Genomic DNA, 25,416 nt, shown 5'->3' with positions numbered 1-25,416 from the left:
AGAGAAAGCCACGGGTAACCCCCGTGGCTTTTTTATTGCGGTTTCGGCATGGCGCTGTCGACGGCAAGCTCCTGCAGCACCTCGGTCAGGTCCAGGTCTACCGCCAACGCCAGGAAACTCACGTCACCCTCGTCACTGACGGGAAATACCTTGGCCTCGGTGGCGGCCCGGAGCACTACCTGGTCGCCGGGCATGACGTGCAGTTCCGAGCCATCGGCCATTTCCAGTTTCATGCTTCCCGAGGTGGCGAAGAGCAGCAGGTCGTTGCCTGGGTTCAAGTGTGCAGCTGCATGCAGATGGCGATATTCGGCAATCCAGCCATCGCGCAAAAACGTCTTGCTCAAGGCGTAGGCCAGCGAGCATTCCAGCGACAAGTCAGCCATTTCGTCGATCACCCGGTCACGTGGAACCTGGGGCATCAGGCGGGAAAATTCACTCAGGTTGGTCAAGGTGACTTTCCGGCGTGCAAGGCTCATAGCGGTTTCCTTTTCAGATCCGGGCCTCAAGCCAGCAGCGTGATCGCCACGTGCCCGGCCACACCGGCACACACGCTGTAGATCAGGCTCCTCGACCAGTAAGCGACAATGACCACCGGAATCGCTGCCAGCAGGTCGGCATTCAGGCCCAGCAGCGAGCCATCCTTGGCCACCAGCAAGGCGGGCACGGTGATGCTGGCGATGATTGCCACCGGCAGGTATTCAATGACGTCATTGAACAGCTTGGGGGACTTCTCCATCTTCAGCAGAAAGGGTGTCGCGCGGGTCAGGTAGGTGATGGCTGCCATCAACATCACCGCTGCAATCAGGTAGTTCTTTTCAGGCATAGCCCTGCTCCACAGCCTACGGCGGTTGCGATGAATACGTTCAGGGGCGAAGGCGCAAACATGTTCAGCAGGCAGGTGGTAACGATTACCACCAGGGCGATGACGGCTTTGGTGAAGGTGCTGCACAGGGATATCAACACAAAGATCATCATTGCCGTCAGGGCATAGTCCAGCTTGAACTGGGAAAACCGGTTCAGCGCATCCGATGCCACCGCGCCAAACACCGCACCGGCAATCCAGCTGGCATGGCAATAGGTGTTGAACTGCAGCAGATAGCCAGGCGAGGTCGGCTTGCCGTTCTCCAGGCGCTGGCTGTGGAAGGCAAAGGACTCATCGGTCAGGCCGAATGCGTACAGCAACTTCTGCGACTTGCTGATCGGCAGTTGCGCGCTGCGTTTGGACATGTACATCGCCATCAGCATGTGACGCGAATTGATCAGCAAGGTCGACAAGGCAATGGTGATCAGGGGCGCGCTGGTGGTCATCAGTGCCAGTGCGGCGAACTGCGCCGCACCGGCATAGACGAACAGGCACATGGCGGCCGGCAGCCACAGGGGCAGGCCGGCATTGATGCACATCACGCCAAACACGAAGCTGACGACGAAGTAGCCAGTAACGATCGGCAGGGCGTCGACCAGGCTTTCCTTGCGCGAGGTGGTCAGCAGCACCGACGAGGTCACAGGTCGACCTCGCAGGTGATTTCACCCCGGGTTTGCAGGAAGCCCTGCTTGCGCCAGAAGCTCAGTGCGTTGGGGTTGTCCTCTTCAACGAACAGAAACACCCGGCGAATACCGTGCTGGCGGAAATCGCTGAGGATCGAATTGGCCAGTGACGTGCCGATCCTGCTCTGGCGATAGTCCGGCGCCACCGCCATATGGTTGATGGTGCCCCGTGTGCCCATTAAACCCCCGGCCACCGCGCCGACGATGGAGCCGGTGTGGTTTTCGGCCATGTAGCAATACGTATGCTCCGAACCGAGCAAGCCTTTGAGCAGCACTTCGTCCTGCCAGTCGCAGAACGAGGTTTCCTCGAAGCGACGGAAGAAGTCGACGATCTTGCGGGCATGAAAGGGGGTTGCTTTCTTGATGCTCAAGCCATTGATGCGTTCGGCCGTGAACAACTTCGGCGCCGTGCCGATGTAGTTAGTCGATAATGTCATGCTCGCTGCCCGGTCGAGAGAAGGAAATAGCGATGATCTGCCGGTAGCCCATTTCCGAGGGGCTCGGGTTGATCGCCGGGGTGACATAATGCTGCAATTCACGGTCGAGGAAGTAGGTGGTGTCGAGGATATTCAGGTAAGTACCGGAATCGATCACATTCGACTGTTTGTCGTAGATGTTGCTGGTGGCACCCTCGACATTATGGCGGCCCCAGAAGTGCACGCCGCTGAACGGATAACCGTCGCAGTGAATACCTTCGGGGGTGATTTCGATCTGCGCCCCCGGTTTGATCTCGATACGGATCTGGTGCACCTGGCATTGCCAGTTGACCGTGTGCAGCTCTTTTGGCAGCACGGCCTTGTACACGTCGAAGTCCAGCCGAATCAGCGAGCGCAATATCGGTGAGTTGAAAACGTCGGCAGAAATGTCGTCGAAGTGACGTGCCATGCCACCGACATAGGCGTTGTGCGCCTCGGATTGTTCATAGGCACGGTGATTGAGTTGGCACAGTTCGCCGGTGACCGGGTTGAAGTCGAAGTCGCTGTAGCGGCGGTAGCGAGTGCCTTTGTCGGCCTGGCCGTAATAACGGTCGACGCCCATGGTTTCCCAACTTTTGGAAAACTCGACGAACTCTTTGAAGCCCCCGGTCAACGCATAGTCACTGCCCATGACATTGACCGTCTTGTTTTGTCGCAGGGCAGTATCGATGTTTCTGTTTAGTGTCAGCATGGCCATCTCTTCTTATAAAAAACTGGCGAAAATCTAACAGTTGAATCGCGCGCAGAAACTTCACTTTTTTTTGACGTGCCTCAACCGTTGCTTGCTACCCGGCCGGCGTGCACCGTTAGCGGGCAGACAGTGCCGGCTGTTGTGCGTTATCCTCGTGGCTTTCGTAGACGGTCTGCGTCAGCGGAATGGGGAGGGAGATTGAATGGACATCAAGGTGCTCAAAAACATCGTGAACGTCGCCCGAACGGGGTCGATCACCGATGCGGCCGAACAGGTTCACGTTACGGTCCAGGCCTTGGCCGCTCAGTTGAAAAAACTTGAAGATCATTGCGGCTTCAAATTGTTCGACCGGACCAACAAAGGGGTATCGCTGACCCAGGAGGGTGTGGGCATCCTGCCGCATGTCCTGGAAATCGTGCGTTCGTCGGAGCGCATGCAGCTGAAGATCAATCAGCTGCGCCAGAGCCGCAATCAGCGCCTGCCTTTGCGCGTTGCCCTGAACAGCACGCTGTCGATGGAAATCAACCAGCAGATCATGGGCGGCGTGGTCAGCAAACTGTCAGGCTACAGCCCGATCTTCAGTTGCTCCGAGTCGCCCGACAACCTGACCAAGCTGGCCAAGGACGAAGCGGACATGGTGGTGGTGCTGGGCGACAGCGTCCCTGAAAACTACCATTCGGTGCCGCTCAAGGGGTTGCGCATCGAAGTGGTCGCCTCGTCATCGACCAGCGACCGTTCGGCGCCATGCGCGGTGATCAAGCCATTGCCCGAGTGCCCTTACTCCTCGATCTTTTCCCGCTTCGCCGAGCGCCGGCCCGGCATGCTCGAAGCCGCTACCGTGTTCCATTCGGGCAGCGAGATCGTCAGTGTTTCCATGATCAAGAGCTTTGGCGGGGTGGGCGTGTTGTCCCGTGCCGTTGCCGAGGCCAATGAACTGTTCATCTGGCCCGGCTTCTCCGATTTCCTCGATGTGTACCTGGTCATGAAAGAGCCGTGGATCATCGAAGAGGAGTTCCCGCTCTTCTGCGCGGTGCCCACACCCATACGCAGCTTTGACGCCATCAGCGCCTGACCTGGCATCGCGGTGCGCAGAAGCCACGGGACATCCGTGGCTTCTTGCTTTCAGCGGGCAAACCATTGATCGGAATTTCGCGGCCGGGCCAATAAAAACATATTTTGATGCTTAAATTAATCTTGTCAGTCGATCCCCTCCAGGAGGGTGCCGTCATGAACATCAAGATTGCCACCTTACTGCTGCTCGCCCTGTGCGCCCAGCCGGCATGGAGCCAAAGCTACTCCTACTCCTCTGCAACCCCCGCCGCCAAACCTGCTGAATCCGGTGCGATGACCACGCGCGTGGCCCTGCGCGACCTGTGGGTCGAGCATATCTTCTGGGTGCGCAACTATGCCGTCGCCAACCAGGCCGGCAACGCCAAGCAGGCTGCAGTTGCCGCCATCGAAGTGGTGAGCGATGCCACCCGGATCGCCAACAGCATCGCCCCACTGTACGGCCAGACCGCCGCCGATCAATTGCTCAAGCTGCTCGCCGGCCATTGGGGCGCGATCAAGCACTACAGCGATGCCACCGTGGCCAAGGACGAAAAGGGCCAACAGGCTGCTGTCGACGAGCTGGGCAGCAATGCCAAAGCCATTGCCGCGTTCTTGGCCAAAGCCAACCCCAACCTGCCAGAGCAGACCCTGCTGACCTTGCTCAGTGCCCACGGTGGCCACCATGTGGCGCAGATCGACCAGCTGGCCGCCGGTGACTACGCGGGCGAGGCGCGTACCTGGGCGATGATGCGCGAGCATATCCTGACCTTGTCCGACGCCCTGGCGGCGGCACTGGTCAAGCAGTTCCCGGACAAGTTCTGATGCTCGAAGGTCTTGGCCGTACCCAACAGGACCTGCTCCACGCGTTGCTGCATGAGCCGGTCGGCATGAGCATCGACGAGCTGGCGCAGGCCCTGGCCGTTACCCGCACGGCGGTGCGCCAGCACTTGGCCGCGCTGGAGCGCGACGGCCTGGTCAAGCGCGGCGCTACCCGGCCTACCGGGCGCCGGCCAGAGCAGTTGCACCAGCTGACCGAGCATGGCCGCGAGCTGTTCCCGCGGCAGTATCCGCTGCTGGCCAATCTACTGATTGGTGAAGTCGCGGGCTTGATGGGGCCCGAGGCGTTATTGGCGCTGATGCGTCAGCTCGGGCGCAAGCTGGCGGGAGACCTGGAATCTGATGTGGTGGATGAAGGGCGGATCGTCGAGCACATGAACGCGGCGGGGTATGAGGCCAAGGTGTTTTTCCGTTCGTCAGGTGAACCGCAGATCGTGGCGCACAATTGCGTGTTCCATCACTTGGCCAAGGCGCATCCGGTGGTGTGCGAGCTGGATCTGGCCTTGATCGGTACGCTTGGCGGCGCCGAGGTCAGCCATGAGGAATGCATGTTGAGAGGCGGGCAGGTGTGCCGCTTTGCCCTGCGCAAGGAATGATGTTGCCTGTACTGGCCCCTTCGCGGGTGAACCCGCTCCCACAGGAAAAGTGCAAGGCCAGAGGGCAGCGCCGTACCTGTGGGAGCGGGTTCCCCGCGAAGAGGCCAGTACAGGCTGAAATCAGCTCTGCTGGAGGATGCAGTCCAGCAACCCGGGAAACCGCTCGGCCAGCATCTCGCTGCGCAGCGAATTCATGTGGGTAGTCCCGACATTGCGGGTGTGCACCAACCCCGCATCACGCAACACGCGAAAATGGTGCGACATGCTCGACTTTGGTCGACCGCCATCGAGTTCGCCGCAGCTGGCCTCGGCCACGCCGGCCAGATGGCGGACGATGCCCAGGCGCACCGGGTCGCTCAGTGCATAGAGCACACGCTCGAGAATCAGGTCTTCAGGGTTGGGGTGTTGGTAGGCTCGCATGACCGCCATGATAGCGGGGGTTTCATTAATTGCCATAGTTCGATTATGATCGAACTATCGTATTCAGATGACCCGGAGCTTGCCCATGTCTGCCCTGTTCCAACCTTACACCCTCAAAGATGTCACTTTGCGCAACCGCATCGCCATCCCGCCGATGTGCCAGTACATGGCCGAGGACGGACTGATCAACGACTGGCACCAGGTGCATTACGCAGGCATGGCCCGCGGCGGCGCCGGCCTATTGGTGGTGGAGGCCACCGCAGTGGCGCCGGAAGGGCGCATCAGCCCCGGTTGCGCCGGGATCTGGAGCGACGCCCATGCCCAGGCCTTCGTGCCGGTGGTGCGGGCGATCAAGGCTGCAGGCTCTGTGCCCGGCATCCAGATCGCACACGCCGGGCGCAAGGCCAGTGCCAACCGCCCGTGGGAAGGCGATGACCATATCGCGGCCGACGATGCCCGTGGTTGGGACACCCTCGCGCCGTCCGCCGTTGCCTTTGGCGCGCACTTGCCTAAGGTGCCGCGCGAGATGACCCTGGATGACATCGCCCGGGTCAAACAGGATTTCGTCGACGCCGCCCGTCGCGCGCGTGATGCCGGTTTCGAGTGGATCGAATTGCACTTCGCCCATGGCTACCTGGGGCAGAGTTTCTTCTCCGAGCACTCCAACAAACGCACCGACGCCTACGGCGGCAGCTTCGAGAACCGCAGCCGCTTCCTGCTGGAAACCCTGGCTGCAGTGCGCGAGGTGTGGCCGGAGCACCTGCCGCTGACCGCGCGTTTTGGTGTGTTGGAATATGACGGTCGTGACGAGCAGACCCTGGAGGAGTCCATCGAGCTGGCGCGCATGTTCAAGGCCGGTGGCCTGGACTTGCTGAGCGTCAGCGTCGGCTTCACCATTGCTGAAACCAGCATTCCGTGGGGGCCGGCGTTCATGGGGCCGATCGCCGAGCGGGTACGCCGCGAGGCCGGCATCCCGGTGACCTCGGCGTGGGGCTTCGGTACCCCGCAGCTGGCTGAGGCGGCCTTGCAGGCCAATCAGCTTGACCTGGTGTCGGTCGGGCGTGCGCACCTGGCCGACCCGCACTGGGCGTACTTCGCGGCCAAGGAGCTGAGTGTGGAGAAGGCCTCCTGGACTTTGCCGGCGCCTTATGCGCACTGGCTCGAGCGTTATCGCTGAGTGATGCCGGGGGCTGCTTTGCAGCCCTTTCGCGACACAAGGCCGCTCCTACAGCAGAACGCGATCCCTTGTAGGAGCGGCCTTGTGTCGCGAACGGGCCGCACAGCGGCCCCCGAATCTAGAACCGATCCAGTCGATAAGCCGCGGTCGCCGATCCGGCTGGCCGTTCAACCATCTCCCCCACCCATTCCGCCGTCACCGCCGCCTGGGTCAACCCCAGATGCTGATGCCCGAACGCCAACAACACCCGCCCATCGCACACCCGGTCGATCACCGGCAACGAGTCCGGCAACGATGGCCTGAAGCCCATCCACGGTGTAGCGCCTTCAACACTCAGTTCCTGCTTGAACAACCCCTTGCTCAACCGGTGCAACTGCCACGCCCGCTGCATGCTTGGCGGCGCATCGAGCCCGGCGAACTCCACCGTGCCGGCCAGGCGCAGCCCATCGGCCATGGGCGTCATGATGAACTTGCGCTCCAGCGAAGTGACCGCGAACGGCAGGCGCTGTTGCTCCTGCGGCAGCATCAGGTGGTAACCACGCTCAGTGTCCAGCGGTACGCGCTTGCCGGTCAGGGCTGCCGTCAATTGCGCAGAATGTGCGCCGCAACTGAGCAGCACCTGGCGTGCGTTGAAAGTCCCCCGGTCGCTGGCCAGGCTGACCCCGTTGCCGTGCAGTTGCCCACCCGCAACCCGCGCCTGAACGAAACGCACACCGCTGGCCTTGGCGGCCTCGAACAGCGCGCAGACCACCCGGTAAGGGTCGATGAAGTGCCCGGTACGCGGGAAGAACAGGCCACCCAGCAGTGCAGGGTTCAGCTGTGGTGCTGCCTCGCGAACGGTCTCGGCCGACCACAGGTCCACCGCCACGTTCTGCTCCTGCATGCGCGTGCGCAAGGCTTGCAGCGCCTGGCGTGACTCGGGCCGCTCGAACACCAGCAACGAGCCATCTTCCTTGAACAGCTCGCTGCGCCCGATCGAGCCCAGCAAGCGCTGCCATGCCCCCAGGCTGCCTTCGTTGAGCGCGCGGATGCCGGCCACGCTGCGTTGGAACGGCGCCGGGCGCACGTTGAGCAGCAGGCGGGTGAACCACGGCATGGCCTTGGGCAGGTACTTCCAGTCCAGGCGCAGCGGGCCCATCGGGTCGAGCAGCATGCGCGGCAGGCGCTTGAGGATCGACAGGTCGGCAATCGGAAACACTTGCTCGGTGGCCAGGTGCCCAGCGTTGCCGTAGGAAGCACCGTGGCCGGGCGCCTGGTGATCGAGCAGCAGTACTCGACGGCCCTGGCGGGCCAGTTGCAGGGCACAGGCAACGCCGACGATGCCGGCGCCGACCACGGCGATATCGGTTTCGGGGGTGTCGACCATGCTCAACCTTCCCGTTTACCGTCGAGCAAGCGCCGCAGTTGCAACGGGTTGCCGTGCTTGAGCGCCTGCGGCAGCAGGGCATCGGGGAAGTCCTGGTAGCACACCGGGCGCAGGAAACGCAGGATCGCCGCCGTGCCGACCGAAGTGGTGCGGGCATCGGAGGTGGCCGGGAATGGCCCGCCGTGGACCATCGCGTCGCACACCTCGACACCGGTCGGCCAGCCGTTGACCAGGATACGCCCGGCCTTGCGTTCCAGTGTCGGCAGCAATGCGCGGGCACTGGCGATGTCGGCATCGTCCAGTTGCAGCGTGGCGGTCAGCTGGCCTTCAAGGTGCTCGGCAACCTGACGGACCTGTTCGTCGCTGGCGCAGGCCACCACCAGCGAAGCGGCGCCGAACACTTCGGCCTGCAATCTCGGGTCGCTGAGAAATGCTTCGGCCTGGGCCACGAACAGTTGCGCCTGGCACTGGTTCGGCCCTTGCTGCGCCTGACCGCTGGCGGCGACTGCAGCGTTAGGGTTGTCGGCCAAGGCGCCGACGCCAGCTGCATAGGCGCTGAAAATGCCGGGTGTCAGCATGGTTTGCGCGGCGGCCTGGCGCACGTGTTTGCTGGCAGCGTCGATGAAGCGCTGCAACGCCGGTCCCTGGCGGGCGATCACCAGCCCGGGGTTGGTGCAGAATTGCCCGGCACCCTGGGTCAGCGAGGCGACGAAGCCTTGTGCCAGCGCTTCGCCACGGGCCTGCAGTGCTGCGTCGAAGAGGAACACCGGGTTGATCGAACTCATCTCGGCGTAGACCGGAATTGGCTCCGGGCGTGCCTGGGCCGCCTGGCACAGGGCAAGGCCACCGCTGCGCGAGCCGGTGAATCCGACCGCCTTGATACGCGGGTCGCTGACCAGGGCGATACCCACTTCATGGCCGGCGCCGTACAGCAGCGAGAACACGCCTTCCGGCAGGCCGCAGTGGTTGACGGCGCGAGCCACGGCCTGGCCGACCAGTTCGCTGGTGCCGGGGTGTGCGGCGTGGGCCTTGACCACCACCGGGCAGCCGGCGGCCAGCGCCGAGGCGGTGTCGCCGCCGGCTACCGAGAAGGCCAGGGGGAAATTGCTGGCACCGAATACCGCCACCGGGCCCAGGGCCACCTGGCGTTGACGCAGGTCGGCGCGCGGCAGCGGCTGGCGCTCGGGCAGGGCGTTGTCGACCCGCACATCCAGCCATTCACCGCTGCGTACCACGCGGGCGAAGGTGCGCAGTTGCGTGCAGGTACGGCCACGTTCGCCCTGGATGCGCGCCTTGGGCAAGCCGCTTTCGGCCACGGCGCGGTCGATCAGGGCATCGCCCAGCGCTTCGATTTCGCTGGCGATGGTTTCAAGGAAACGGGCACGTTGTTCCAGCGAGGTTTCGCGGAAGCTGTCGAACGCCGCCCAGGCCAGTGCGCAGGCCTGGGCCACGTGTTCGCCGGTGCCGCCGGCGTAAGCGGGTTCGAGGGCCTGGTGGGTGGCCGGGTCGATGGCGCGGATCGCATCGCGGCTGCCGGTGACGGCGGTCTGGCCGATCAGCAGGTTGCCTGTCAGGGTCATGGGGCGTCCTTTGACGTCGAATTCAGTATCAGGGGTACCACGCCCCCTGTGGCAGCGGGTTTACCCGCGAAGAGGGCGACTCGGTGCATGGCACCGGCTTCGCCGGTGTTCGCGGGTGAACCCGCTCCCACAAGGGGCCGCAGTGCGTTTGGGGGTCAGGCCAGGTTCTGCTCGGCCGACCAGCTGGCGTACCACTTGCGGAACAGCGCGTACTGCTGCTCGGCATAGTTGCGCTGGGCGTCGGTCAGCACGTCGGTTTCGTTGAAGTGCAGGCTGTATTCGGTGTCGCCGTTGAGCACCATCAGGTGCTTGTAGTACAGCACCAGGTCGCAGCCTTCATCGAACGACGACAGCACCGCCAGCGCCGATTCCAGTTCGCGCGCCAGGCGGCGGGCCTTGGCGTCGCCCTTGGCGGCCTGCTTGCTCAGGCTCACCAGCTGCAGCACTTCACGCGGCAGGGCGTTGCCGATGCCGGTGATGGCACCGGTGGCGGCGCAGTTGACGAAGCCGTGCACCACCTGGGTGTCGACGCCGACCATCAAGGTCACGTCGTCATCCTTCGACGTGATGTGCTCGGCGGCGTAGCGCAGGTCGGCGCCGCCGCCGAACTCCTTGAAGCCGATCAGGTTTGGGAACTCGCGGCGCAGTTCGAAGAACAGGTCGGCGCGAGTAGCGAAGCCGTAGTAGGGGCTGTTGTAGATCACCGCCGGCAGCTTTGGCGCGGCGGCGAGAATCGCCGAGAAGTGGTGCTTCTGGGCGATCAGCGAGGCGCCGCGGCTGAGCACGCGGGGGATGACCATCAGGCCGGCGGCGCCGACCTTGGCGGCGTGGGCAGCGTGGGCCACGGCTTCACGGGTATTCACCGCGCCGGTGCCGACAATGGTCGGGATACCGGCGGCCACCAGGCGGGCCACGCCTTCCTGGCGTTCGGCTTCGGTCAGCAACGGCCAGTCGCCCATCGAGCCGCAGTAGACCACGGCGCTCATGCCGGCCTCGATCAGCTCGCGGCCCTTGCGCACCAGGGCGTCGAAGTCCGGCTTGCGCTCGGCGGTGCAGGGGGTCATCAGGGCGGGCATGGTGCCGGTGAAGATGTTGTCGGTCATTGTTGTCACTCCTGGCGGTATTCAGTTGGGTAGAAAAGCCGGGGTCAGATGCCCCAGGCGAACGGGTCCTGTTCGTCGATCAGCAGGGTGCTGTCGGCGGTCATGTAGGCGCGGCCGGTGATGAACGGGCGAATACGATCGCCGTCGCGCTCGTAGCGGCCGTGGAACTGGCTGCCGGTGATGCTGGCCTGCACCCAGGTCTGGCCTTCTTCGAGCTTGCCGTCGGCGGCCAGGCAGGCCAGCTTGGCGCTGGTGCCGGTGCCGCAGGGCGAGCGGTCGTAGGCCTTGCCGGGGCACATGACGAAGTTGCGGCTGTCGGCATTGGCGTCGTCGGCGAACAGCTCGACATGGTCGATCGGCGCGCCGTTCTCGCCGGTGATGCCCTGGGCTTCGAGGGCCTTGAGCATGGCCCAGGTGTACGCGGTGAGGGTTTCGCGGTTGTCCAGCTCGATGCGCTGGCCGTGCTCTGCAACCAGGAAGAACCAGTTGCCGCCCCAGGCGATGTCGCCATGCACCACGCCGTGGCCGGGCACGTCCACCGCCACCTGCTGGCGGTAGCGGTAGGACGGCACGTTGCCGACGGTGATGGCGCCGTCCTCATGCAGGGTGGCGCTGACCTGGCCGACCGGCGTGTCGATCTTGTGCACGCCCGGCTCGATCAGGCCCAAGTGCTGCAGTGAGGCGATCAGGCCGATGGTGCCGTGGCCGCACATGTTCAGGTAACCGGCGTTGTTGAAGAAGATCACCCCGCAGGTGGCGTCGGCCGAGACTGGCGGGCAATACAGCGCGCCGACCAGCACATCGTTGCCGCGTGGCTCCAGCAGGCAGGCACGGCGCCACTGATCGTGCAGCTCGCGCAGTTCGTCGCGCTGCTCGGCCATGCTGCGCCCATGCAGCGGGGGGAAGCCTTTGATCACCAGGCGGGTCGGTTCGCCGCCGGTATGCGAGTCGATGACGTGAATCTGTTTCATGGGCTTGTCCATTGCTTGAAGGGTCAGGAGGCGACGGCGGCGGGGCGGCCGGTATAGGTTTCAGTGCCGGCTTCGCTTTCGTCCTCGCCTTCCAGGCGTACCAGGTGGGCTGGCACGCCGGTGGCGGCGCCCCAGTAGTAGATGCCCAGGGCGCAGACGGCCACGGCCAGGGTGTCGAACGGGTGGCCGATCACGCCCAGGCCGCCGAAACTGCCCAGCCAGGACAACAGAATGGTCACGGCGTAGAAGCCGATCAGCCAGGCAGACGAACGTACTTGCTGGGCCAGCGACAGGTGCTGGGTCGGGACGAAGCGGCCGCACAGCAGGTAGAGCACGAACATCACGATCTGCAGGGCCAGCAGCCAGGACACGGTGTTCCAGCCCGACCAGTAGACGATCAGTGCGGCGATGATGAACGACAGCGGGCCCAGCACGCCCATGCCCTTGACCCGGAACGGGCGCGGCATGTCCGGCGCATTGCGGCGCAGGGCGGCGACGGTGACCGGGGCCACGGCGTAACTCAGTACCAGGGCGGCGGAAACCACGTTGATCAGCGCTTCCCAGGAAGGGAACGGCAGGGTCCAGAACACCGACAAGGCGAAGGTCAGCCACAGTGCCGGGCGCGGGATGCCGGACTCGGCATCGATGCGGGTGAAGTACTTGAAGAAGGTGCCGGTCTGCGCCCAGCCATAGACCACGCGCGGGGTGGCGTTCATATAGATGTTGCCGCAGCCGCTGGGCGAGATCACCGCGTCGGCCACCACCAGGTAGGCGAGCCAGCCGACCCCCAGGGCCAGGGCGATGTCACGGTAGGGCAGGGCCAGTTCCGTGGTCACTGCAGCCCAGCCGTTGGCGATCATCTCGGTCGGCACGCTGCCGAGGAAGGCCAGCTGCAGCAGGGCGTAGATCGCGGTAGAGAGCAGCACCGAGAGGATCAGCGCGATCGGGATGGTGCGCTGCGGGTTCTTCACCTCGCTGGCCACCGAAATGATCGGCGTCAGGCCCAGGTAGGCGAAGATGATGCCACCGGCCGACACTGCCATTTCCACGCCAGACAGGCCGAATGGGGCAAACCCCTGGACTTCGAAGTTTTCCGGCTTGAAGAAGCTGAACAGCACGCCGATCACCAGCAGCGGCACGATGAACTTGAACACGCTGACCAGGTTGTTGGCCTTGGCGAAGGTCTTGACGCTGCGGTAGTTGAGGAAGAAGAACAGCCCCAGCAAGGCGAACTGCACCAGCCAGCCGAGCACGGTCGGGTCGCTGGAACCGGCCTTGGTCAGCCCCGGGAACCACGCTGCGGCGTACTGGCGCGAGGCGACCACTTCGATGGCGATCAGGCTGGAGAAGGCGATCAGGGTGATGAACCCCATCAGGTAGCCGAGCAACGGGCCGTGCGAGTACACCGGGTAGCGCACCACGCCACCGGCACGCGGCAGGGCGGCACCGAGTTCGCAGTAGACGATGCCCAGCAGCAGCACGGCGAACCCGCCGAGGAACCAGGAGAGGATACCGGCCGGGCCGGCGATGGCCGAGACGTGGCTGGCGGCGAACAGCCAGCCGGAGCCGAAGATGGCGCCGAGGCCGATGAAGGTGAGGTCGAGCAATGACAGCTGTTTCTTGAATTTGCCTGACATGGGTGCGCCTTTTTGTAGGTTTTGGATAGGCAGGTCTGATGTCACGTGATGCGGCTTTTTACAGCCGCGCTCTTGTCGTTTTGGGCGGCTTGCGTGGGGCATAGAGTGGACCCGAACCGGGGAGGGGTTCTTGATGGTTTTCTGCAGGGTGGATGACGAAATCGGCACAGTTGCTTAAAAGCCTGGCGCTCGGGAAGGGTAGATATATAGGCTGGAAGGCATGCCGCATAAGGGCTGTAGAGGTGCGTTGGTAGTGCTGGCCTCTTCGCGGGTAAACCCGCTCCTACAGGTACAGCACTGCTTTGAAGACGTGTGATATTTCTGTGGGAGCGGGTTTACCCGCGAAGAGTCCGGCAAAGCCGGTAGAGAACCTGAAGATGACCGATAACCCCCTGGCAACCCTGTACCAGTCCCTCGACCAGCACCGCCCGGCCACCCTGGAGGCCTTGCTGGGCGGTGTCTCGCTGCTGCTGCCGATCCTCGACGCCATCCCCAACGCCGCGATCTTCATCAAGGACCCGGCCGCCCGCTATGTGCTGGCCAACAACACCCTGGTCCAGCGCTGTGGCCTCAAGCGCCTGCAACCGCTGCTGGGCAAGACCAGCGCCGAAGTGTTCCCGGCGCAACTGGGCCCCGGCTACACCGAGCAGGACCGCCGCGTGCTCAAGGATGGCCTGGTACTGGAAGACCAGCTCGAACTGCACCTGTACGGCAGCCGTGAGCCGGGCTGGTGCCTGACCCACAAGCGCCCGCTGTACAACCCCGAGGGTGAGATCATTGGCCTGGTGGGCATCTCCGTCGACCTGCAGTCAGCCGCCGACACCCACCCCGCCTATCAGCGCCTGGCTGCCGTGGACGAGCATATCCGCCGCCATTTTCACCAGCCGGTCAGCATGAGTGAACTGACCCGCATCGCCGGCATTTCCGTGGCGCAGCTGGAGCGTTACTGCAAGCGGGTGTTCCACCTCACGCCGCGGCAGATGATCCACAAGGCACGCCTGGAGCACGCCCATCGGCTGCTGCATTCTGATTTGCCGATCACCGAAGTGGCGCTGCGCTGCGGTTACACCGACCACAGCGCGTTCAGCCGCCAGTTCAAGCAATTGACCGGCTTCACGCCCCGGCAGTACCGCCAGGCGACGGCGGATCAGGCCGGTTGAAACAGCAGCCTGGCTTCGTCGAAGCACTGCTCGGCAATGGCCGAGCGCGGTTCGCTGCGGCGCAGCAGCAGGCCGACCGGGCTGTGGATGCTGGCGTCGGCGATGGGGATGATGCGCATGTGTTCGCTGAGGTCTTCCAGGCCGCAGCCCAGCGGCATGATCGCGCAGCACACGCCGGTGTTGATGGCCTGCACCAGCTGGAAGGTCGAGTCGCTTTCCAGCACGGCATTGGGTTCCAGGCCGCGGCTACGGAAGCTCAGGTCCAGTGACTGGCGGTAGTGCATGCCCTTGCTCAGCAAGCCCAGGGGAATATCGCCGAGTTCGTCCCAGCGCAGGCTGTCGGCGTCGAACTGGAAGTGCTGGGTGTCGAACAGCAGGCCCATGGTGGTGGTGCCCAGTTCGATCACTTCGAAGAAATTGGCGTTGACCTGGTCGAGGTAGCAGATGCCCAGGTCGAGCTGGTTGCGGCTCAGGCCATCCATGATCTGCTCGGTGCTGTGCGAGCTGAGCTGAAACTGCAGCTCGGGGTATTTCTCGCGCAGCGGCAGCAGCAGGTGCATGGGGTTGAAGCTGGCCAGCGGCACGGTGCCCAGGCGCAGGCTGCCGACCACCTGGCCACGGCAGCTGGCGGCCTCGGCCTGCAGGCCATCATGGGCGGCGAGCAAGGTGCGGGCCCAGGCCAGGATGCGCTCGCCAGCCTCGGTGAAGCCCTCGAAGCGCTGGCCGCGCTTGACCAGCACCAGGTCCAGTTCGTCTTCCAGGTTGCGCAGGCGCATGGACAGGGTCGGCTGGGTGATATGGCACAGCGCCGCGGCCTGGCCGAAGTGGCGGGTCTGGTCGAGGGCGATGAGGAACTTGAGCTGCTTGATGTCCATGGAAGTGCCTGGAGTCTGGTTGTGCAGACCTTAACCCACGTCTGCGATAGATGTCATTGATCGGCCGGTTCGCCCTTTCGATTGGACGCCTGTCGGGCTTGCCTCTAGCGTGACGACAATGCCATTCAAGGAGCTTCACCGTGCGCGTCCAACCCGATGCGGTTTTCGTACCGCTGAACATCGCCGTGCTGACCGTCAGCGACACCCGTACCTACGACAACGACACCTCCGGCGAGCTGCTGGCCAGCCGCTCGGTGGAAGTTGGCCATCGCCTGGTGGCGCGGGCGCTGCTCAAGGACGACCTGTACAAGATCCGCGCCCAGGTGGCGACCTGGATCGCCGATGACGACGTGCAGGTGGTGCTGATCACCGGCGGTACCGGCTTTACCGGGCGTGACAGCACGCCGGAGGCAGTGCAGTGCCTGCTGGAGCGCAGCGTCGATGGCTTTGGCGAACTGTTCCGCGCCTTGTCCATTCTCGATATCGGCAGCTCGACCGTGCAGAGCAGGGCACTGGCGGGGATTTCCAACGGCACCCTGGTGTGCTGCCTGCCCGGCTCGACCGGTGCTTGCCGCACTGCCTGGGAAGGCATTCTGGTGGAACAGCTGGATGCGCGGCATCGGCCCTGTAATTTCGTCAAGCATCTGAAGCCCATCGAAGCCTGCGAAAGCCGCGGTTAGCCTGCACTGGCTTTTCGCGGGTAAACCCGCTCCCACAGGAATTGCGCCCAACCTGAGGCCTGTGCTGTACCTGGGGGAGCGGGTTTACCCGCGAAAGGGCCAGTACAGAAAAAGCCATTCGTCAGCTCAATACAAAGTCCACCGGCAGCAACACCGGTGGCAGCGGCTCCACTCCCAGGGCCCCCAGCACATCCCGCTCCACCGTGCGCACCATCGCATCCATCGGCAGGTCGTTCTCATCCCGCCCGAACGGGTCCTCCAGCTCGTTGCCGATCGCATCCAGGCCGAAGAAGGTGTAACCGACGATGGTGGTGAACAGGGGTGCCAGCCAGCCCAATGGCTCGGCCAGGGCAAATGGCAGCAGCAGGCAGAAGATGTAGATGGTGCGGTGCAGCAGCAGCGTGTAGGGGAACGGCAATGGCGAGCCTTTGATCCGCTCGCAGGTGGCCTGCACCTCGGTCAACCCGGCCAGGCGCTGTTCCAGCAGGGCATAGCGCCATTCGCTGATCTGCCCGTGTTCTGCCAGCTGTGAACAGCGCGTACCGATAGCGCGCAGGATGCCATCGCACACGTTGTGCGCGGCCACCGGGGCAGTGCCATCCAGCCAGGGGCGCGTGGCGTCCACTTCGCTTTCGTTGCGCAGCCGCGCATTCAACCCATGGGCAAACCCGCACAGGCTGCGCAACAGCTCGGCGCGTAGCTTCTCGTCGGCGATCGCCCCGCTTTCACGCACGAACGAGCGGGTCTCGATGATCAGCTTGCCCCAGGCCTTGCGGCCCTCCCACCAGCGGTCGTAGCAGGCGTTGTTGCGAAAGCTCATGAAGATCGACAGCGACAGGCCAAGCAGGGTGAACGGCGTGGCGCTGACCGGATAGAAGAATGCCGGGAAATGCCGCTCGACCAGTACGATCAGCGCGGCCAGCAAGGTGACCATCAGGCAGCGCAGGGCAATGCGCTTGACGATCGACCCCTTGAGGGTGAACAGCACGCGCAGCACATCGGGGCGGGGGTGGACGATCATGGAAATCCAGAGGCGGCCGTTCAGCCGCCGGTCATGTTCATGAAGCGCAGGATCTGCACCTCGCCGCCGACTTCGAAATGGTGGCGGTAGGGCTTGAGGTGCAGCGAGTCGCGGATGGCCTTCTCCAGCCTTGCAGCATCGCCTGGGTGGGCGCGCAGTACCTGCTTGAGGTCCATCGAGTGTTCGTTGCCCAGGCACAGCAGCAAGCGGCCCTCGACCGTCAGGCGCACGCGGTTGCAGGTGGCGCAGAAGTTGTGGCTGTGCGGCGAGATGAAGCCGACGCGGGTGTGCGCGGCTTCGGCCAGGCGCCAGTAGCGCGCCGGGCCCTGGGAGGATTCGGTGGATTCGATCAGGGTGAAGTGCTCGGCCAGGCGCTGGCGCACTTCGTCGCTGGAGCAGAAGGACTCGCCGCGCTCATGCTCGCTGATCACCCCCAGCGGCATCTCTTCGATGAAGGTGATGTCCAGCTCACGCTCGATGGCGAAGCGCACCAGGTCGACCAGTTCGTGGTCGTTGCGGCCCTTGAGCACCACGCAGTTGAGCTTGGTGCGCGTGAAGCCGGCCTGGCGTGCAGCATCGATGCCGGCGATTACCTGGTCAAGTTCGCCGGTGCGGGTGAGCTGCTTGAAGCGCCCGGCATCAAGGCTGTCGAGGCTGATGTTCAGGCGCGTGACGCCGGCGTCGAAAAGGGGCTGGGCCAGGCGCCCGAGCTGCGAGCCATTGCTGGTCATGCACAGTTCGCGCAGGCCGGGCAGGGCGGCGATGCGCCCGCACAGGTCGACGATGCCCTGGCGCACCAGTGGCTCGCCGCCGGTCAGGCGGATCTTGCGGGTGCCGAGGGCGACGAAGCGCTCGGCTACCTGGAACAGTTCTTCGAGGCTGAGGATCTGCTGGCGCGGCAGGAACTGCATGTCTTCGGCCATGCAGTACACGCAACGGAAGTCGCAGCGGTCTGTGACCGACATCCGCAGGTAGTCGATTTTCCGGTTGAAGCCGTCGATCAGGGCCCGGCTGTTCTGTTCCACGTTGGCGCTCGAAAGGAAATGGGGGCTACAGGATCCAAGCTATCGCCTGTGGGCAGCCCCGTCAAATTGCTTTCCCCGACCGATTCATCAATGCCCTCTATCACGGCTACAGGCCTTGCATTTCAAGGGGTGGATCGCGTCGCGGCCTTCGCGGGCAAGCCCGCTGCCACAGGGGAATCACGGGGGCCGAGGGCAGCGGTGTGCCAGTGGGAGCGGGCTTGCCCGCGAAAGCCGCGATGCGGTCTGAGGCCATGATCGAAATGGCCTATCAAGGGGTAAGACATTTCGATTGGACGGCACTATCACGGGGTCCATAGGCTGGAAAAAAGCACCGAAGCGTGAGGATGCATCGCATGAGCCAGGACCAACACATCAGGGACTACAAAGGCCCCGCCGCTGGCTGGGGCGCGCTGAAAAGCGTGACCAAGAGCTGGCTGGGCAGCGACAACGCCTTCAAGAACCTGCGGGCCATGCTCAAGACCAACCAGAACGGTGGTTTCGACTGCCCGGGCTGCGCCTGGGGCGAATCGCCGGAAAGCGACATGGTCAAGTTTTGCGAGAACGGTGCCAAGGCGGTGAACTGGGAGGCCACCGGCCGCTCGGTGGACCCGGCGTTCTTCGCCAGGTACAGCGTCAGCGCGCTGCTCGAGCAGACCGACTACTGGCTCGAGTACCAAGGCCGTTTGACCCACCCGATGCGTTACGACGCGGCCACCGACCATTATGTCGAAACCACCTGGCAAGAAGCCTTCGAGCTGGTCGCCCAGCACCTGCGCGCGCTGGATTCGCCTGACCAGGCCGAGTTCTACACCTCGGGCCGGGCCAGCAACGAGGCGGCGTTCCTTTACCAGCTGTTCGTCCGCGCCTACGGCACCAACAACTTCCCCGACTGCTCGAACATGTGCCACGAAGCCAGCGGCACCGGTATGTCGGAAACCCTCGGGGTGGGCAAGGGCACCGTGGTGTTCCACGATCTGGAGCTGGCCGATGCGATCTTCGTCATCGGCCAGAACCCTGGCACCAACCACCCGCGTATGCTCGAACCACTGCGCGAGGCGGTCAAGCGGGGTGCCCAGGTGGTGTGCTTCAACCCGCTCAAGGAGCGTGGCCTGGAACGTTTCCAGCACCCGCAGCACCCGTTCGAAATGCTCAGCAACGGCTCCGAGCCGACCACCAGCGCCTACTTCCGACCGGCCCTGGGCGGCGACATGGCGGCCATGCGCGGTATCGCCAAGTTCCTCTTGCAGTGGGAGCGTGAGGCCCAGGCCAAGGGCGAGCCGGCGGTGTTCGACCATGCCTTCATCGCCGAGCACACCAGTGGCGTCGATGATTACCTGGCGGCGGTGGATGCCACGTCGTGGGACCACATCGTCAAGCAGTCGGGCCTGACCCTGGCCGAGATCGAACTGGCTGCGCGCATGTATCGCAAGGCCGAGCGGGTGATCATGTGCTGGGCCATGGGGGTCACCCAGCATCGTCATTCGGTGCCGACCGTGCAGGAAATCGTCAACTTGCAGCTGCTGCGCGGCAACGTCGGCAAACCCGGTGCCGGCCTGTCGCCGGTGCGTGGCCACAGTAACGTGCAGGGTGACCGCACCATGGGCATCGACGAGAAGCCCAAGGCAGCGCTGCTCGATGCCATCGAAAAACGCTTCAAGTTCCGGGTGCCGCGTGCCCACGGGCACAATGCGGTGCTGGCGATCAAAGCCATGGAAGAGGGCCAGGCCAAGGTGTTCATCGCCCTGGGCGGCAACTTCGCCCAAGCCACGCCGGATACCCCGCGCACCCACGCGGCGCTGCGCAACTGTGCGCTGACGGTGCAGATTTCCACCAAGCTCAACCGCTCGCACCTGGTTACCGGCCGCGATGCGCTGATTCTGCCGTGCTTGGGGCGTACCGAGATCGACATGCAGGCCGAAGGGCCGCAAGGCGTGACCGTGGAAGATACGTTCAGCATGGTGCATATCTCTAACGGCCAGCTGCGCCCGCGTTCGCCGCATATGCGCTCGGAGCCGTGGGTCATCGCCGGCATGGCCAAGGCCACGTTGGGCAACCAGCCGATCGACTGGGAATACGCGGTCGCCGACTACAACCGCATTCGCAGCATGATCGCCGACGTTATCCCGGGCTTTGCCAATTTCAACGAGCGCTTGCAGCACCCCGGTGGCTTCCACCTGGGCAACAACGCGGCCGATCGCAACTTCCGCACGGCCACCGGCAAGGCGCGATTCATGCCTCACTCGCTGCCTGAAGAGCTGGTCAATGCCAAGGTGCTGGCGCGGGGCGACAAGCCGGACCTGATCCTGCAGACCATGCGCTCGCACGATCAGTACAACACCACGCTGTACGGGCTCGATGACCGTTATCGTGGGGTATTCGGCCTGCGCGAGGTGGTGTTCGTCAGTGAGGCGGACATCCGCCGCCTGGGCTTCGAGCCGGGCGAGCAGGTGGACCTGGTGTCGCTGTGGGAAGATGGCGTGGAGCGGCGGGTGTCGGGCTTCCGCCTGGTGCCCTATGACATTCCGGATGGCCAGGCAGCGGCGTATTACCCGGAGACCAACCCGCTGGTGCCGCTGGAGAGTTATGGCGAAGGGACTTACACGCCGACTTCCAAGTTCATCGCGATCAAGCTGGAGAAGGCCAAGGCCGGGAACCGGATCGAGGCGGTGCTGGCGGCTGACTAACTTGGATTTGCCAGGGGCCGCTTTGCGGCCCTTTCGCGACACAAGGCCGCTCCTACAGGAAATCGTGTTCCCCTGTAGGAGCGGCCTTGTGTCGCGAAAGGGCTGCAAGACAGCCCCGGCTATCTATGCACTGGAAAGGCCGTGGTGTATTTCATCTGCTCCATGGCAAAACTGGAGGTGATGTTCGACAGCCCCTCGGTGCTGTTGATCAGCTTCTTGTAGAAGCGGTCATACGCGGCGATATCACCCACCACCACCCGCAGCATGTAGTCCCAGTCCCCGGACATCCGGTAGAACTCCATCACCTCCTCGAACCCCTTGACCGTCATCGCGAACTGCTCCAGCCAGGCGCTGTCGTGGCGCTGGGTCTTGAGCTGGACGAACACGGTCAGCCCCAGCCCCAGGCGCTCGGGGTCGAGCAGGGCGACACGGCCGAGGATGTAGCCTTCTTCCTCCAGGCGCTTGACCCGCTTCCAGCATGGCGTGGTCGAGAGGTTGACCGCTTCGGCCAGGTCCTTGAGCGAGATCGAGGCGTCGCGTTGCAGCAGGGTGAGGATGTGTTGGTCGAAACTGTCCATGGCAGGGGCAAACCATCGAGAAAAATTTTCCCCAGATTACCCCAGGGCTAGGAAAATTTCCTGTACGGGCCTGGCATTGCCGCCGCGTCAGGTTGTTGCCATAGTTGCAGGCTTGAATCCTGCCAATGGGCCCGACCATGTCCGACAAGCCGCGTAATTTCGCCACCCGTGCCATCCACGCCGGCGAGCAGTCCAGTGTTGCCGATAACGCCATCTTCCCGCCCATCTACACCGCCAGTTCCTATATCAAGCGTAGCCTCGACGATAACCCCGAATATGCCTATAGCCGTGTTGGCAACCCCACTCGGCATGCCTATGAAAGCTGTGTTGCCGCGCTGGAGGAGGGTGTTGGTGCGGTGGCCTGTGCCTCGGGTGTGAATGCCACCGCCACGGTGCTGGAACTACTGCCCAAGGACGCCCACGTTGTGGTGATGAATGGCGTTTACGGCGGCACCTTCCGCATCCTCGAAGACTACCGCGGGCGCACATCGGGCCTGACCACTACTTATGTCGACCTCAATGACATCGAGGCGGTGGCAGCGGCGATCAAGCCCGAGACCCAGCTGATCTGGATCGAGTCACCGACCAACCCGCTGCTGCACCTGGTGGATATCAAGGCGGTCTGCGACCTGGCCCGTGCCCGCGGCATCCTCACCTGTATCGACAACACGTTCTGCTCGCCGTGGAACCAGCGGCCGATCACCCTCGGCGTGGACTTGGTGATGCACTCGGCGAGCAAGTACATCGGCGGCCATTCCGATCTCACCGGGGGCGTTGTGGTCGCAGCCAACGACCAACTGCTGGCGCGGCTGCGCAAGATCAGCATGGCGGTCGGGGCGATCCAGGGGCCGTTCGACTGCTACCTGGCATTGCGCGGGCTGAAGACCCTGGATGTGCGCATGGAGCGCCAGTGCGCCAACGCGTTGCAGGTGGCGCGCTTCCTCGAGGGTCATCCGCAGGTCGAGCAGGTGTATTACCCGGGCTTGGAAAGCCATCCGCAACATGCGTTGTGCAAGCGCCAGATGCGTGCAGGCGGGGCAGTGGTGGCGATGAAGGTCAAGGGTGCCGACCGCGCAGCGCTCAACCGGCTGGTCGAGGCCTTGCAGATCTTCGTGCTGGCAGACTCGCTGGGCGGGGTGGAGAGCATGATCAACCACTCCTGGAGCATGTCGCACAACTCGTTGAGCCCGGCGCAGAAGGGCGAGATGGGGATCAGCGAGAACCTGCTGCGGCTGTCGGTGGGGATCGAGGATTACCGCGACCTGATCGAAGACCTGGATGGCGCGTTGAAGGCTTCGGCTGCGGTGTAAGGGCTGCTGGCCCTTTCGCGGCTGAAGCCGCTCCTACAGGTTATGCGCAGATCCTGTAGGAGCGGCTTTAGCCGCGAAGAGGCCGGTAAATTCAATTAAGGGTTGTCAGGCCTTGGGCGGATGGATGATCCGCTCGATCTTGTCCTTGAGCAGCAGCCTTTCCTTGCGCAGGCGGTTGACCGCCTCGTCGTTGGTGCCATTGGCCTCGGCGGCCAGCACTTCCTTGTCCTTGGTGTTGTATTCCTTGTGCAGCTTGTGAAGGTCCTGATCCTTGTCAATGAGTGCCTGGAATGCGTCAGCGGTAATGTGCAGGTCAGCGAGCAGATCATGCGGAACTGGCATTTCTTCACCTCTGTCAGGGTTGTCGGTAAGGTCCTGATCTTTGAGGATAGCCGCCTTTGCGCAGGTGGGGGACTGGGGTAGGCTGTCGCATTCCTTCCCGTGCCTGGAACCTGCGCCATGCCTCACCTGAACCTGGAATACAGCGACAACCTGTGTGATCTGAATGTCGATGTCCTGCTGCTGCGCCTGAACCACGCCCTGGTCGGCAGTGGCCAGTTCGCCGACGAGGCCGACATCAAGAGCCGGGCCCAGGCCTTCAAACAGTACCGGGTGGGTATCGCGCCAGATGAGCGGGCCTTCGCCCATGTGCGCCTGGCGATACTCAGTGGCCGCTCGCCGGAGGTGAAGCAGCAGTTGTCCGGCAGCTTGCTCGAAGTATTGCGCGAAGCCATCCCTGCTCGGGCCGGCGTGGACATCCAGTTGTGTGTCGAGGTGCTCGACATCGACCGCGAACCCTATGCCAAGCTGCGTCTGCCTGGCTGAACGAGCGCTGAATGACGTTAATTTAATGAAAAAAAAGACATCGGCTTACGAAATTGTTACCGTCTTTTTCACGAAAAATTGATGGTGCGCTTTCTAGAGTTTCGCGACTTTCCCACAGTGCCATAAAGGCCTGGGGGTTGATAATGACTCTTGATTGCGAATGCCGATGCTCAACTTCAAATCCCTGCGGACTGAATGGGTCACGCTGTTGGCCAGCGTTTACCTGCTGGTTGGTCTCAACATATACCTCTGGGAGCACCTGCAAGAGGTGGTACCCGCAGGGCTTTCAGGGCTTTGGCTGAGCCTGGCGTTCGCCGTGCTGATGCTGTTCGCGTTCAACCTGGTATTGACGCTGTTCGCCTTCCGTTATGTATTGAAGCCGCTCTTGATCGTGTTGTTCTTGAGTGGCGCAAGTGCCGCTTACTTCATGAACCAGTACGGCGTACTTATTGATGCCGGCATGTTCCGTAACATGGCCGAGACCAATGTTACGGAAGTGCGCGATCTGATGTCGTTCAAGTTCGCCGCTTATATTCTGTTGCTCGGCGTATTGCCCTCGATAGTGCTGTGGAAAGCGCAGATCGCCTACCGCCCGTGGCACCGCGAATTGCTGGGCAAGCTGGTGGTCAGCGGTGCCTGCGTGGTGGCCTTGGGCTCGGTGGCACTGATCAACTATCAAGGGCTGTCGTCGCTGTTTCGCAACCATCACGAACTGCGCCTGATGCTCACCCCGAGCAATGTCGTCGGCGCGACCATCGGTTACGTCAACGAGCGCGTCGGTACTGCAGCGCGGCCGTTCCAGAGTTATGGCGAAGATGCCAAGCGTGATGTGGCCTGGCAGAAACACGCGCGCAAGTCGCTGACCGTGCTGGTGGTGGGTGAAAGTGCGCGGGCCGATCACTTCGGCGTGCTGGGCTATGACCGCGATACCACCCCGAACCTTGCCAGGCAACAGGGCTTGCTGAGCTTCTCCGATGTGCATTCCTGCGGTACCGAAACCGCCGTCTCGGTGCCCTGCATGTTCTCTGGCATGAAACGCAAGGAATACGACGCCCGTGTGGCGAAGAACCGCGAAGGGCTGCTGGACATCCTCCAGCGTGCCGGCCTGGCCGTGCAGTGGCGCGACAACCAGTCGGGCTGCAAGGGCACCTGCGACCGCGTGCAGTTCATCGACGTCAGCAACCTCAAAGTCCCGCAGCTGTGCGCCAACGGCGAATGCCATGACGAAATCCTGTTGCAAGGCCTGGGCGAGCTGATCGACAACCTCGACAAGGACACCGTGCTGGTGCTGCACCAGATGGGCAGCCACGGCCCCGAGTACTTCAAGCGCTACCCCAAAGACGGCGAGCGCTTCACCCCGGTGTGCCAGAGCAACGCGCTGAACCAGTGCAGCGAGCAGGAAATCATCAACGGCTACGACAACACCCTGGCCTACACTGACAAGGTGTTGTCCTCGCTGATCGATACCCTGCGCAGCAAGCAGGACAAGGTCGACACCGCAATGATCTACCTGTCGGACCATGGCGAGTCGCTGGGCGAGTACAACCTGTTCCTGCACGGCACCCCGTATGCCATTGCCCCGGAACAACAGAAGCATGTGCCGTTGCTGACCTGGTTCTCCGACAGCTACAAGGAGGACTTCGGCCTCGACACCGACTGCCTGGCCAAGCTCAGCGATGCACCGCTGTCGCAGGACAACCTGTTCCACTCGATGCTGGGCCTGCTGCAGGTGCGCACCGAGCTCTACCAGCAGTCGCTGGACATGTTTGCCAGCTGCCGGCCGTGGTTGACCGCCCAGCGCTGAGGCCG

Annotated in this window: 26 protein-coding genes; 10 read left to right on the top strand and 16 right to left on the bottom strand. The window is 63.3% G+C overall.

Annotated features, from left to right (window positions below; translation table 11 throughout):
• Positions 1-32: 32 nt before the first annotated feature.
• Genes APH27_RS17000 through APH27_RS16980 form a run of 5 tightly spaced genes read right to left on the bottom strand, consistent with a single transcriptional unit; the run spans position 33 to position 2,712 of the window.
• The gene (locus APH27_RS17000) at positions 33-476 is read right to left on the bottom strand and encodes a hypothetical protein (protein WP_060485431.1); all 444 of its coding nucleotides are present in this window, start codon (positions 474-476) and stop codon (positions 33-35) included.
• Between the two features lie 26 nt (positions 477-502).
• Positions 503-823 (bottom strand): AzlD domain-containing protein, encoded by a 321-nt coding sequence (locus tag APH27_RS16995; protein ID WP_027918627.1) that lies wholly within the window; start codon positions 821-823, stop codon positions 503-505.
• Positions 802-1,503, bottom strand: coding sequence for an AzlC family ABC transporter permease (locus APH27_RS16990; RefSeq protein WP_050437207.1), 702 nt, complete (start codon positions 1,501-1,503; stop codon positions 802-804). Before APH27_RS16990 ends, APH27_RS16995 begins: the two co-directional genes overlap by 22 nt.
• A complete protein-coding gene (locus tag APH27_RS16985; RefSeq protein WP_158541494.1) occupies positions 1,500-1,982 on the bottom strand; it encodes a GNAT family N-acetyltransferase in 483 nt (160 codons plus the stop codon). Before APH27_RS16985 ends, APH27_RS16990 begins: the two co-directional genes overlap by 4 nt.
• Positions 1,966-2,712: a 2OG-Fe dioxygenase family protein gene (locus APH27_RS16980; RefSeq protein ID WP_027918630.1), complete on the bottom strand. Its 747-nt coding sequence runs from the start codon at positions 2,710-2,712 to the stop codon at positions 1,966-1,968. Before APH27_RS16980 ends, APH27_RS16985 begins: the two co-directional genes overlap by 17 nt.
• A 202-nt stretch (positions 2,713-2,914) precedes the next feature.
• On the opposite strand from APH27_RS16980, the gene APH27_RS16975 reads away from it, so the two are divergent.
• From APH27_RS16975 to APH27_RS16965, 3 genes are all read left to right on the top strand, one after another.
• A complete protein-coding gene (locus tag APH27_RS16975) occupies positions 2,915-3,784 on the top strand; it encodes a LysR family transcriptional regulator (RefSeq protein WP_060485430.1) in 870 nt (289 codons plus the stop codon).
• A gap of 155 nt (positions 3,785-3,939) precedes the next feature.
• Positions 3,940-4,584 (top strand): hypothetical protein, encoded by a 645-nt coding sequence (locus tag APH27_RS16970; protein WP_060485429.1) that lies wholly within the window; start codon positions 3,940-3,942, stop codon positions 4,582-4,584.
• Complete coding sequence (locus APH27_RS16965) at positions 4,584-5,195, top strand: metalloregulator ArsR/SmtB family transcription factor (protein ID WP_060485428.1); 612 nt, start codon at positions 4,584-4,586, stop codon at positions 5,193-5,195. Before APH27_RS16970 ends, APH27_RS16965 begins: the two co-directional genes overlap by 1 nt.
• A gap of 120 nt (positions 5,196-5,315) precedes the next feature.
• On the opposite strand, the gene APH27_RS16960 is transcribed toward APH27_RS16965, so the two are convergent.
• On the bottom strand, positions 5,316-5,651 hold the full coding sequence (locus tag APH27_RS16960; protein WP_060485427.1) for a helix-turn-helix transcriptional regulator: 336 nt from the start codon (positions 5,649-5,651) through the stop codon (positions 5,316-5,318).
• Positions 5,652-5,700: 49 nt separating this feature from the next.
• Here APH27_RS16960 and xenA point away from each other — a divergent pair, with 49 nt between their 5' ends.
• Positions 5,701-6,792 carry a xenobiotic reductase XenA gene (gene xenA / locus APH27_RS16955; protein WP_060485426.1) on the top strand — a complete coding sequence of 364 codons (1,092 nt, stop codon included), beginning with the start codon at positions 5,701-5,703 and terminating at the stop codon, positions 6,790-6,792.
• Positions 6,793-6,910: 118 nt separating this feature from the next.
• Here xenA and APH27_RS16950 read toward each other — a convergent pair whose 3' ends face one another.
• The 5 genes from APH27_RS16950 to APH27_RS16930 form a co-directional block, all read right to left on the bottom strand.
• Positions 6,911-8,158, bottom strand: a complete 1,248-nt coding sequence (locus APH27_RS16950) for an FAD-binding oxidoreductase (protein ID WP_060485425.1) — start codon at positions 8,156-8,158, stop codon at positions 6,911-6,913.
• Positions 8,159-8,160: 2 nt separating this feature from the next.
• Positions 8,161-9,738 (bottom strand): aldehyde dehydrogenase (NADP(+)), encoded by a 1,578-nt coding sequence (locus tag APH27_RS16945; protein ID WP_060485424.1) that lies wholly within the window; start codon positions 9,736-9,738, stop codon positions 8,161-8,163.
• A 155-nt stretch (positions 9,739-9,893) separates the two neighbouring features.
• Positions 9,894-10,841: a dihydrodipicolinate synthase family protein gene (locus APH27_RS16940; RefSeq protein ID WP_027918637.1), complete on the bottom strand. Its 948-nt coding sequence runs from the start codon at positions 10,839-10,841 to the stop codon at positions 9,894-9,896.
• A gap of 44 nt (positions 10,842-10,885) precedes the next feature.
• Positions 10,886-11,812, bottom strand: a complete 927-nt coding sequence (locus APH27_RS16935; RefSeq protein ID WP_060485423.1) for a 4-hydroxyproline epimerase — start codon at positions 11,810-11,812, stop codon at positions 10,886-10,888.
• Between the two features lie 23 nt (positions 11,813-11,835).
• Positions 11,836-13,449 carry an APC family permease gene (locus tag APH27_RS16930; protein WP_060485422.1) on the bottom strand — a complete coding sequence of 538 codons (1,614 nt, stop codon included), beginning with the start codon at positions 13,447-13,449 and terminating at the stop codon, positions 11,836-11,838.
• Positions 13,450-13,826: 377 nt separating this feature from the next.
• Here APH27_RS16930 and APH27_RS16925 point away from each other — a divergent pair, with 377 nt between their 5' ends.
• Entirely contained in the window at positions 13,827-14,609 is a 783-nt protein-coding gene (locus tag APH27_RS16925; RefSeq protein WP_027918640.1) for an AraC family transcriptional regulator, read from the top strand.
• Here APH27_RS16925 and APH27_RS16920 read toward each other — a convergent pair.
• Positions 14,597-15,484, bottom strand: coding sequence for a LysR family transcriptional regulator (locus tag APH27_RS16920; RefSeq protein WP_027918641.1), 888 nt, complete (start codon positions 15,482-15,484; stop codon positions 14,597-14,599). The genes APH27_RS16925 and APH27_RS16920 overlap by 13 nt on opposite strands.
• Before the next feature lie 140 nt (positions 15,485-15,624).
• Here APH27_RS16920 and moaB point away from each other — a divergent pair, with 140 nt between their 5' ends.
• Positions 15,625-16,164 (top strand): molybdenum cofactor biosynthesis protein B, encoded by a 540-nt coding sequence (gene moaB, locus APH27_RS16915; protein ID WP_027918642.1) that lies wholly within the window; start codon positions 15,625-15,627, stop codon positions 16,162-16,164.
• A 121-nt stretch (positions 16,165-16,285) separates the two neighbouring features.
• Here moaB and APH27_RS16910 read toward each other — a convergent pair whose 3' ends face one another.
• Positions 16,286-17,185 (bottom strand): bestrophin family protein, encoded by a 900-nt coding sequence (locus tag APH27_RS16910; protein ID WP_060485421.1) that lies wholly within the window; start codon positions 17,183-17,185, stop codon positions 16,286-16,288.
• A gap of 20 nt (positions 17,186-17,205) precedes the next feature.
• Positions 17,206-18,210, bottom strand: a complete 1,005-nt coding sequence (moaA, locus tag APH27_RS16905) for a GTP 3',8-cyclase MoaA (protein WP_027918644.1) — start codon at positions 18,208-18,210, stop codon at positions 17,206-17,208.
• Between the two features lie 353 nt (positions 18,211-18,563).
• Here moaA and APH27_RS16900 point away from each other — a divergent pair, with 353 nt between their 5' ends.
• Positions 18,564-20,894, top strand: coding sequence for an FdhF/YdeP family oxidoreductase (locus APH27_RS16900; protein WP_060485420.1), 2,331 nt, complete (start codon positions 18,564-18,566; stop codon positions 20,892-20,894).
• 119 nt (positions 20,895-21,013) lie between these two features.
• Here the strand turns inward: APH27_RS16900 and APH27_RS16895 are convergent, their stop codons facing one another.
• Entirely contained in the window at positions 21,014-21,472 is a 459-nt protein-coding gene (locus APH27_RS16895; RefSeq protein WP_027918646.1) for an Lrp/AsnC family transcriptional regulator, read from the bottom strand.
• Between the two features lie 125 nt (positions 21,473-21,597).
• Here APH27_RS16895 and APH27_RS16890 point away from each other — a divergent pair, with 125 nt between their 5' ends.
• Positions 21,598-22,782 (top strand): PLP-dependent aspartate aminotransferase family protein, encoded by a 1,185-nt coding sequence (locus tag APH27_RS16890; RefSeq protein WP_027918647.1) that lies wholly within the window; start codon positions 21,598-21,600, stop codon positions 22,780-22,782.
• A gap of 105 nt (positions 22,783-22,887) precedes the next feature.
• Here APH27_RS16890 and APH27_RS16885 read toward each other — a convergent pair whose 3' ends face one another.
• Positions 22,888-23,124: a YdcH family protein gene (locus APH27_RS16885; RefSeq protein WP_027918648.1), complete on the bottom strand. Its 237-nt coding sequence runs from the start codon at positions 23,122-23,124 to the stop codon at positions 22,888-22,890.
• A gap of 117 nt (positions 23,125-23,241) precedes the next feature.
• On the opposite strand from APH27_RS16885, the gene APH27_RS16880 reads away from it, so the two are divergent.
• Together APH27_RS16880 and APH27_RS16875 are read left to right on the top strand one after the other, a co-directional pair.
• Positions 23,242-23,607, top strand: coding sequence for a 5-carboxymethyl-2-hydroxymuconate Delta-isomerase (locus tag APH27_RS16880; protein WP_060485419.1), 366 nt, complete (start codon positions 23,242-23,244; stop codon positions 23,605-23,607).
• A gap of 166 nt (positions 23,608-23,773) precedes the next feature.
• A complete protein-coding gene (locus tag APH27_RS16875; RefSeq protein ID WP_060485438.1) occupies positions 23,774-25,411 on the top strand; it encodes a phosphoethanolamine transferase in 1,638 nt (545 codons plus the stop codon).
• The last annotated feature ends 5 nt before the right edge of the window (positions 25,412-25,416 follow it).

It is taken from the genome of Pseudomonas sp. NBRC 111123, assembly GCF_001320205.1.
Taxonomy (GTDB): Bacteria; Pseudomonadota; Gammaproteobacteria; order Pseudomonadales; family Pseudomonadaceae; genus Aquipseudomonas; species Aquipseudomonas putida_J.
The sequence above is the reverse complement of the archived record's forward strand: the minus strand, read 5'-3'. Positions and strand labels throughout refer to the sequence as shown.